Consider the following 7,706-nt stretch of genomic DNA (forward strand, 5'->3'; position numbering starts at 1 on the left):
TTGTGTACCCGCAAGGGGCATGCCGCATCCGTAAGGCGGCAAAGCCGCCAACGGCTGCGCAATACCACAAACTTTCCAAACCGATGGATTGCCGAAAAAGATCCGGCATCCGCCGCAGATGATCGATTCAGAGTTTCCCCCAATAAAGGAGGAAAATCATGTTTCGAAAAAAGCAGAGCGTCGCGGCGACGGCGGCCCAGCTGCGCGGCGGGACGCAGGGTCCGTTCGGCGCGGGCCTTCCGGCCGTCCCGCCCGGCGAGGCGCAGCTCTACCGCGCCATGCGGCAGTCGCTTCCCGTGCTGGATGCGGCTATCGGCAAGCTCGTGCGGCTGAGCGGCGGCTTCACGGTGCGAAGCGCCCAGCAGCAGGCCGCGCTGAATGCGTTCCTGCGGACCGTTCCGTGCGGGCGCGGGCAAACCGGCATCCACAGCTTCCTCTCGGCCTACCTCGACAGCCTTCTGACCTACGGCCGGGCCGTCGGCGAGATGCTCGTGGCGCAGGGCGACCTGCGGGCCGTGTGCTGGGGCGACGTGAACGCGCTGGAGCTTCGGGAGGGAAAGTCGCCCCTCGAGGTCGTGCTGTGCGGCTGCGATGCGGACGGCCGGATGCGGCCGCTGCCGCGGCAGGAGCTGCTGCTGTTCACGGCGCTGAACCCGGAGCCGGGCAGCCCCTATGGCGTCTCGCTGCTGCGCAGTATGCCGTTTCTCGCGGACATCCTGCTGAAAATTTACCGCACGATCGGAAAAAACTGGGAGCGCGCGGGCAATGTGCGCTATGCCGTCGTCTGCAGGCCGGGCGGCGACGGGATGGAGCGCGGTTCCGCCTCCGAGCGGGCCGGGGCCATCGCCGCCGAGTGGAGCGAGGCCATGCGCGACAGCCAGAGCGGCGTCGTGCGCGACTTCGTGGCCGTGGGCGACGTGTCCGTCAAGGTCATCGGCGCGGACGGGCCGGTGCTCGACGCGGCCGTGCCCGTGCGCCAGCTGCTCGAGCAGCTCGTGGCAAAAACGGGCCTGCCGCCGTTCCTGCTCGGCCTGAGCTGGTCGAGCACGGAGCGCATGAGCGCCCAGCAGGCAGATCTTCTGACAAGTGAGCTCTGGGCGCTGCGCCGCGCCGTCGAGCCGGTGCTGCTGCGCATCTGCACGCTGTGGCTGCGCCTGCACGGCTGCGGCTGCGCGCCGGAGATCGTCTGGGACGACATCAGCCTGCAGGACCTCGTCGAGGAGGCGCAGGCGGACCTGTACCGCGCCCGGACGGAACAGCTGAGAAAGGGGACATAACATGGAGATTCGCAAGGAGGGCGGGCTGCGCGGCGCGGGAGCGCCGGACGAGGCCCGGCTCGCAAAGATCAACGCCTATGCGCGCACGCCGCTCACGGCGGAGACCGTCTACTGCTTCCGCGTGCGCCTGTGCGACGACCGGCCCGACCGCGACTTTGAGCGCTTCGACACGGCGGCCCTGCCGCGCATGGCGGAGCTGTTTTGCGGCAAGACCGGCATCTGCGACCACCAGTGGTCGGCCGACCGGCAGGTCGCGCGCATTTTTGACACGCAGGTCGTCCGCGAGGACGACGGCGCAAGCTGCCTGATGGCCGAGGCCTATGTGCTGCGCACGGAGCGCAACGCCGACCTGATCGCGGACATCGAGGGCGGCATCAAGAAGGAGGTCTCCGTCGGCTGCGCCATGGGGCAGGCGCGCTGCTCGATCTGCGGCGAGCCCTACGGCACCTGTGCGCACCGCAAGGGCGCGGTCTATGACGGCGAAACGTGCCTGGCCGTGCTCTCGGAGCCGCTCGATGCCTATGAATTTTCCTTCGTGGCGGTCCCGGCGCAGCGGGCGGCGGGCGTGACGAAGGCGGGAAAGGAGGGATATGGCATGACACTGCAGGACTGCGTGGCAAAGCATGGCTCGCCGGAGCTTTCGGACGCCCTGCGCAGGCTCTCGGCCGAGGCAGAGCTGGGCCGCGCATGGCGAAAGCAGCTCGAGGACGGGCTGGTGGCGCTGGGGCTGTCGCTCGACCTCGGGGCCTCGGAGCAGACGCTCCGCAAGGCGGCCGCCGCGCTGGACGACGGCCAGCTGCAGGCGTGGAAGGCCGCGCTGGACCGGCGCGCCGCGGAGCGCTACGGCGGCGGGCCGCAGCTGGTAAGAACGCAGGGAAGCGGCAAGGACGACGAAGCCTATCTGATTTGACGAGAGGCTTCCATCGGAAACGGCATGTTTCAGAAATTCGGGCCTTCTGGGCCCCGTGGGCAGAACCGGAATATGAAAGGAGAATAAAACAATGGCAATTTTTCATCAGGAGCTGGGGCAGGTCTGCACGACGATGTATCTGCAGGGCAGCGCAGCGGACAACACGGTGTGCAAGATGCACGCCAACGATACCGTCGCGGCCTGTGCGGCGGGCAATGACTTCATCGGCGTGGTCGTGGGCAAGCGAGACGGTCTGGCCTGCGTGCAGGTCGCTGGCTTTGTGACGCTGCACTACACCGGCACGACGGCCCCAACCGTGGGCGAGTGCGCGCTGGCGGGCGACGGCAAGGGCGGCGTGGCCGTGACGGAGAATGCGAAAAAATACCGCGTCCTCCGCGTGGACACCGCCGCGAAGACCGTCGGCCTCTATCTGTGAGTCGGAAAGGAGAAACGAACATGGCATTTGACAACATTCATCTCGAAAAGGGCATGTATCACGAGGCCGGCCGCAGCTTCACGCAGGTGCTCGAGCAGCTCGACCCCTCCGAGGGCTACCGCGGCACGCCGCTGGAGAACACGGACGCCTTCCAGCGCCAGCTCAAGCGCTTCGGCATCCGCGTGAAGGGCGCGGGCTCGGACACGGTGGAGAAATTCTTCTCCACGTTCGAATCCGCCGTGCTGTTCCCGGAATTCCTGGCCCGCGCCGTGCGCCAGGGTATGGACGAGGCCAACATCCTGCCAGCCATTACGGCGACGGTCACGCGCATCGACGCCATGGACTACCGCAGCATCTACTCCGTGCCGGAGGAGGCCGACCGCAGCCTTGCCTATGTGGCAGAGGGCGCTTCCATCCCTGCCACGGCCATCCGCACGCGCGAGCACCTCGTCCGCCTGTACAAGCGCGGCAGAATGCTCGTGGCGTCCTATGAGGCCCTGCGCTTCCAGAAGCTCGACCTGTTCTCTGTCATGCTGCGCCAGATCGGCGCGCAGATCCAGGCCATGCATCTCGAGGATGCCGTGAACGTCCTGCGCAACGGCGACGGCAACGACAATGCCGCGGCCGTGTTCACCGCCGGCACGTCGCCCATCTCCGGCGAGCAGGGCACGCTGACGTATGCACAGCTTGTGGAATTCTGGGCGCAGTTCGCCCCGTATGAGATGAACACGATGCTCGTGAGCAACGCCACGATGGTCAGGCTCCTGAAGCTGACGGAGCTGCAGAATCCGCTCACGGGTCTGAACTTCCAGGGCACGGGCAAGTTCGAAACGCCGCTCGGCGCGTCGCTGCTGCGCACGCAGGCCATGGCGGACGGCTGCATCCTCGCCTTTGACCGCCGCTATGCGCTCGAAATGGTGCAGGCGGGCGACGTCGGCGTGGAATATGACAAGCTCATCGACCGCCAGCTCGAGCGCGCGGCCATCACGTCGATCTCCGGCTTCGGCAAGATCTGCACGGAGGCGGCGAAGGTGCTCGAGGTATGACGGGCATGAGCGAGGAGATCACGGCGGCCGCCGTGCGCATCCTCGGCACGGAGGAGGAGCTGCTCCCCGCTCTGTGCAGCGCAGCGGAGGCCGGGCTTCGTGCCCGGCTCCGCCGGGACGTCGACCCGGAGAAGGAGTGCCGCGAGTGCTTCGTGATGGCCGCCGCCCTCGTTGCCGCGTCGACGCTGCTTTCGGCGCAGGCGCAGGGCGTGACGGATTTTGACGCCGGGCAGGTCTCGCTCCGGCTGAAGGACCCCGGCGACTCCATGGTGCGCGGCGCGCTCTACATGCTCACACCGTGGATGGAGCCGGACACCTGCTTTCTGGGGGTGCGGGCATGAAGCGGCGCATCGCGGCCCTCATCCGGCGCTACGGCAGCAGCGTGCAGGCGGTGTTCCCGGACCGGACGGAGATCGTGCGGGCCTTCCTGCAGCCCGTGACCTCGCGGAGCTGGCAGAACATGGACCACATGATCCCGACGGGCGGCGAGGTGCCGCGCGGGCAGTTTTTATATATCGGGCCGCCGGAGCTGGATATCCGGGGCGCGGAGCATCTGTATCTTGCGGGGCGCTATTTTCTCGTGCGCCGCGCGGACATGATCGTCTTTGACGACGCGGAGCTGTTTTTGTGGGGGCTGTGCGTCGAGGGCGGAAGGGAGGACCCATGGAGCAGCTGATCGAAATGGTGCTGCAGGCGCTGCGCGCAGCGGGCATCCACTGCGTGCGCGCCCTCGACGAGGAGACGCTGCCCCGGCTGAAGGCGCCGATGGTCGCCGTCGGGGCCGATCCCTCGGCCTGCCGCCAGCATGCGCTGGCGCGCTATCTCGGGCAGGATGCCGACGGCGCGGAGCGCTACGGCATGGAGCTGCAGGCAACCCTGCAGCTGGAGGTCTATTCGCCCGGCAGACGGGCGGGCGCGCTGTGCGAACGCGCAGCGGCGCAGGTGGTGGACGTGTTTCTCGGCGGCATCGAGGGCCTGTATTCCGGCGACCTCGAGCTGGGGCGCACGGCCTATGACGCAAGGACGGACTGCTTCCGCTGCGCCGTCCGCGCGCCGCTGACGCTGCGGCTTTATACCACGGCGCAGGACGGCGCGTTCACGCACGCGGACATCAGGGGGGTATTGCAATGATCCATGAACGGCCGGGCGTGTGGTCCGCCTTTGGGGCGCAGGGGACCACGGAGCTGACGGACCGCCGCCTTGCGGCGGTGATCGCCCCGGCGGATGCGGCTGAGGGCGTGCAGCTCGTGCACAGCGCGGCGGAGGCCGTGTCGCTCTACGGCGGGAACGCCCTGCTCACGCGCATGCTGAAGCTGTGCCTTGCCAACTGCGGCGATCCGGTCTATGCCGTCGCCGTGGACGAGGACACGAAGGTTGCCTATGAGACGGCGCTCACGGCTCTGTTCGCCGCAGCGAAGCCGGGCGTTCTCATCGTGGGCAGCGCCCGCGAGGACGTGCAGCTGCTGCTGCGCGAGACGGCTGAGGCCAACGAGTGTCTCGGCGTGGCGGGCATGAAGGGCGCGTCGGCCGATGCCCTCGTTGCGCGGGCAAAGGCGCTTTGCTGCGCGCGCATCGTGCTGACCGGGCCGGACGTGCTGGCGCAGGACGAGGCCGTGGCGGACGGCTTCTGCGCGGCGGCGGCTGTCGGCGGGGCCATCGCCTCGCTGTCCACGCCCGTTGTGCCGCTGCACGACGTGGCCCTGTTCGGCCTGCAGAGCCTTTCGGCCCTCTATACGGATGACGAGCTGGACAAGCTCCTGCAGGCGGGCGTCACGCCCGTGCAGCTGTCCGGCGGGCGGATGTGTGCCCTGCGCATTCTGACGACGCGGGCCACGGCCGAGGGGCCGGAGGGCGAGAGCTTCCGCAGCCTGAACGCCACGCTCGTGACGGACGAGCTGCTGCGCGACCTGCGGGCGGCGCTGGCGGCGCGGTTCCGCGCGGCGCAGAACAGCACGCTCACGCGCACGGCCATCCGCAGCGCCGTGCTGCTCGTGCTGCAGGACTATCGCGCGCGGGGCTGGCTCAGCGCGTTCGGCGATCTGCGCGTCTATGCAGATGCCGGCGATGCGTCGCTGTGCCGCGTGGAGTTCACCTATTCCATCCCGGCGGGGCTGCACCGCATCGCCCTTTCGGCACAGATGACCGGCTGAGGAGGGGGAACATGACGGGAATTTGCATTCCGACCTCGGCGGACATCCGCATTGAGGTCGCGGGACGGCGCGTCGCGGTGGTGCAGAGCTACCGCGTCGAGGAGGAGGCGTCGTGCGAGGTCGTCGGGGCCATCGGCTCGAATGAGCCGGTCGGCGTCGTGCGCGGCCCGGCGCGCTATCGCATCACGCTGCAGCGGGTCTATGCCACGGACGAGGCCATTTCCGACGGCCTGCGCTTTCACGAGCTGCGGCAGTTTTCGCTTGTCATCGCAAAGCCGGACACGATGGTCGTGTTCTCCGGCTGCGAGTGGGAGCGGCTGACGGAGCGGGCCGAGGTCGGCAGCTCCGTGCTGGAGGAGGCCGTGGTGCTGGCCGCCGTGCGCGGCGAATATGAGCAGCAGGAGGGATGAGCATGCAGTTCCGCAATTTTACCTGGCCGAACGAGCCGTCCTCCCTGCGGGTGACGAGCCGCAGGCGCACGGCCCTGCTCGAGGAGCCGGGCGGCGGCTGGACGCTGCAGGACCTCGGCACGGCGGCCCGGACCGTGACGGGCGAGGGCGTGTTCTTCGGCGAAACTGCCTATGAGAGCCTCCGAACGCTCGAGGCTCTTCTGGCGCAGGGCGGCGCGGGGGCGCTGACCCTGCCCCATGTGGGAACGCTGCAGGCCGTTCTGACGGAGCTGGAGGGCGGGCAGGAGCCGCGCGAGAACTTCGTGCGCTACCGCTTCACCTTCGTGGAGGCGGCATGATCGCCCTGTGGACCGCGCCGCAGGGCGGCGCGTGGACGCGTCTGCCGGGGCCGGTGACGGCGTGGAGCATTCTGCGGACGGACCGGCTGGGGAAGGATTCGTTCCGTGTGGAGCTGGCCGATGCCGCCCTGCCGGACGGACTGCTGCGCTTTCAGGCCCGCGTGGACGGCGTGGGCTGGTTCACGGGCCTTGCGGACGAGGTGCTGCGCACGGAAAGCGGGGCCGGGCGCAGGCTCGTGCTGCGCGGGCGCGGGATGGACGCCCTGCTCGAGGACTGCGAGTTCGACGCGCAGACGGGAACGGGCATCACGCCTGCGGCGCTTGCCACCCGCGTGCTCCAGCCGGTGGGGCTTTCTGCCTGGAGCGATGCGCAGTCGGCCACGGGCACCCTCAAAACAGCCCTTGGCAGCACGGGCAGCTCGATCGTGCAGGACTACTGCGCCTCGGCCGGGCTCCTGCCGCCGCGCATGCTGGCAGACGGCCGGGTGTGCCTGACGGCGACGCGCAAAAGCGGCGGCACGGCGCTGCAGGGCGGCACGGTGCGGGAGCGCTCCGTGCAGGCGCTGGCGGGCATCGGCGTGCTCCACGCCGCGGGTACGACCTACGAAAATCCGGCGGGCGGCCGCGAAACGCGCTGGCGCAGTGCACTGGGCTGGCCCGCCGCGGCGGAATTTGCCCGGTCTATGCGCGATCGGGACGCCGTGCGCCTGACCCTGCCGGGCACGCACGCCCTCGAGCCGGGCACGACGGCGGAGGTTGACGGCCGCACGCTCACGCTCACGGACTGCGCCCTCCGCGGCAGCGCGGCGGGCATTACCACGGAGCTGACGCTGGCGGCACTTTAAGCGGGGCATCGTTGGCACACTGTAGGGGAGGGGGCAGCCAGGCCCGGCGCATTACTGTCGACCACTGCAGGCTGCCGATAAAACGGTATGCACCTCTGTAGGGGCGGGGCATGCCCCGCCCGGCGGCGCAGTAACGATCGGTACGGGCCGCCGTGAAAATGGCATGCACCAATTGCGTCTGTAGCGGCGCTCACTGCGCAGACGTTGGCGGCTTTGCCGCCTTACGGATGCGGCGTCCCCTTTACGGGGGTTGAGCGCCTTGTACAGGAAAATTCAACGGCAGGAGGGCACTGG

The 7,706-nt window shown here is 68.8% G+C and carries 11 protein-coding genes; all 11 read left to right on the top strand.

Annotated features, from left to right (window positions below):
• The first annotated feature begins 158 nt into the window (after nucleotides 1-158).
• The 11 genes from WMO66_RS00180 to WMO66_RS00230 all read left to right on the top strand — a co-directional run bounded on the left by WMO66_RS00180 (nucleotide 159) and on the right by WMO66_RS00230 (nucleotide 7,412).
• Complete coding sequence (locus WMO66_RS00180; protein WP_349134389.1) at nucleotides 159-1,277, top strand: serine/threonine protein phosphatase; 1,119 nt, start codon at nucleotides 159-161, stop codon at nucleotides 1,275-1,277.
• 1 nt (nucleotide 1,278) lies between these two features.
• Nucleotides 1,279-2,187: a hypothetical protein gene (locus tag WMO66_RS00185; protein WP_349134390.1), complete on the top strand. Its 909-nt coding sequence runs from the start codon at nucleotides 1,279-1,281 to the stop codon at nucleotides 2,185-2,187.
• Between the two features lie 91 nt (nucleotides 2,188-2,278).
• Nucleotides 2,279-2,623 carry a hypothetical protein gene (locus tag WMO66_RS00190; protein ID WP_349134391.1) on the top strand — a complete coding sequence of 115 codons (345 nt, stop codon included), beginning with the start codon at nucleotides 2,279-2,281 and terminating at the stop codon, nucleotides 2,621-2,623.
• 20 nt (nucleotides 2,624-2,643) lie between these two features.
• Nucleotides 2,644-3,669, top strand: a complete 1,026-nt coding sequence (locus tag WMO66_RS00195; protein ID WP_349134392.1) for a phage major capsid protein — start codon at nucleotides 2,644-2,646, stop codon at nucleotides 3,667-3,669.
• The gene (locus WMO66_RS00200; protein WP_349134393.1) at nucleotides 3,666-4,010 is read left to right on the top strand and encodes a hypothetical protein; all 345 of its coding nucleotides are present in this window, start codon (nucleotides 3,666-3,668) and stop codon (nucleotides 4,008-4,010) included. Before WMO66_RS00195 ends, WMO66_RS00200 begins: the two co-directional genes overlap by 4 nt.
• Nucleotides 4,007-4,345: a hypothetical protein gene (locus tag WMO66_RS00205; RefSeq protein WP_349134394.1), complete on the top strand. Its 339-nt coding sequence runs from the start codon at nucleotides 4,007-4,009 to the stop codon at nucleotides 4,343-4,345. Before WMO66_RS00200 ends, WMO66_RS00205 begins: the two co-directional genes overlap by 4 nt.
• Complete coding sequence (locus tag WMO66_RS00210) at nucleotides 4,333-4,800, top strand: hypothetical protein (RefSeq protein ID WP_349134395.1); 468 nt, start codon at nucleotides 4,333-4,335, stop codon at nucleotides 4,798-4,800. Before WMO66_RS00205 ends, WMO66_RS00210 begins: the two co-directional genes overlap by 13 nt.
• Nucleotides 4,797-5,819: a hypothetical protein gene (locus WMO66_RS00215; RefSeq protein WP_349134396.1), complete on the top strand. Its 1,023-nt coding sequence runs from the start codon at nucleotides 4,797-4,799 to the stop codon at nucleotides 5,817-5,819. The genes WMO66_RS00210 and WMO66_RS00215 overlap by 4 nt, the downstream gene beginning before the upstream one ends.
• Before the next feature lie 11 nt (nucleotides 5,820-5,830).
• Complete coding sequence (locus tag WMO66_RS00220; RefSeq protein WP_349134397.1) at nucleotides 5,831-6,229, top strand: hypothetical protein; 399 nt, start codon at nucleotides 5,831-5,833, stop codon at nucleotides 6,227-6,229.
• A 2-nt stretch (nucleotides 6,230-6,231) separates the two neighbouring features.
• Nucleotides 6,232-6,567, top strand: a complete 336-nt coding sequence (locus tag WMO66_RS00225) for a DNA circularization N-terminal domain-containing protein (RefSeq protein ID WP_349134398.1) — start codon at nucleotides 6,232-6,234, stop codon at nucleotides 6,565-6,567.
• Nucleotides 6,564-7,412 carry a hypothetical protein gene (locus WMO66_RS00230; protein ID WP_349134399.1) on the top strand — a complete coding sequence of 283 codons (849 nt, stop codon included), beginning with the start codon at nucleotides 6,564-6,566 and terminating at the stop codon, nucleotides 7,410-7,412. Before WMO66_RS00225 ends, WMO66_RS00230 begins: the two co-directional genes overlap by 4 nt.
• Nucleotides 7,413-7,706 lie beyond the last annotated feature (294 nt).

Source organism: Faecousia intestinalis, from assembly GCF_040096185.1.
GTDB lineage: Bacteria > Bacillota > Clostridia > Oscillospirales > Oscillospiraceae > JAZOXB01.

Coding starts and splice junctions, on each gene's coding strand:
- WMO66_RS00180 (WP_349134389.1), top strand. CDS start 159: ATGTTTCGAAAAAAGCAGAGCGTCGCGGCGACGGCGGCCCAGCTGCGC.
- WMO66_RS00185 (WP_349134390.1), top strand. CDS start 1,279: ATGGAGATTCGCAAGGAGGGCGGGCTGCGCGGCGCGGGAGCGCCGGAC.
- WMO66_RS00190 (WP_349134391.1), top strand. CDS start 2,279: ATGGCAATTTTTCATCAGGAGCTGGGGCAGGTCTGCACGACGATGTAT.
- WMO66_RS00195 (WP_349134392.1), top strand. CDS start 2,644: ATGGCATTTGACAACATTCATCTCGAAAAGGGCATGTATCACGAGGCC.
- WMO66_RS00200 (WP_349134393.1), top strand. CDS start 3,666: ATGACGGGCATGAGCGAGGAGATCACGGCGGCCGCCGTGCGCATCCTC.
- WMO66_RS00205 (WP_349134394.1), top strand. CDS start 4,007: ATGAAGCGGCGCATCGCGGCCCTCATCCGGCGCTACGGCAGCAGCGTG.
- WMO66_RS00210 (WP_349134395.1), top strand. CDS start 4,333: ATGGAGCAGCTGATCGAAATGGTGCTGCAGGCGCTGCGCGCAGCGGGC.
- WMO66_RS00215 (WP_349134396.1), top strand. CDS start 4,797: ATGATCCATGAACGGCCGGGCGTGTGGTCCGCCTTTGGGGCGCAGGGG.
- WMO66_RS00220 (WP_349134397.1), top strand. CDS start 5,831: ATGACGGGAATTTGCATTCCGACCTCGGCGGACATCCGCATTGAGGTC.
- WMO66_RS00225 (WP_349134398.1), top strand. CDS start 6,232: ATGCAGTTCCGCAATTTTACCTGGCCGAACGAGCCGTCCTCCCTGCGG.
- WMO66_RS00230 (WP_349134399.1), top strand. CDS start 6,564: ATGATCGCCCTGTGGACCGCGCCGCAGGGCGGCGCGTGGACGCGTCTG.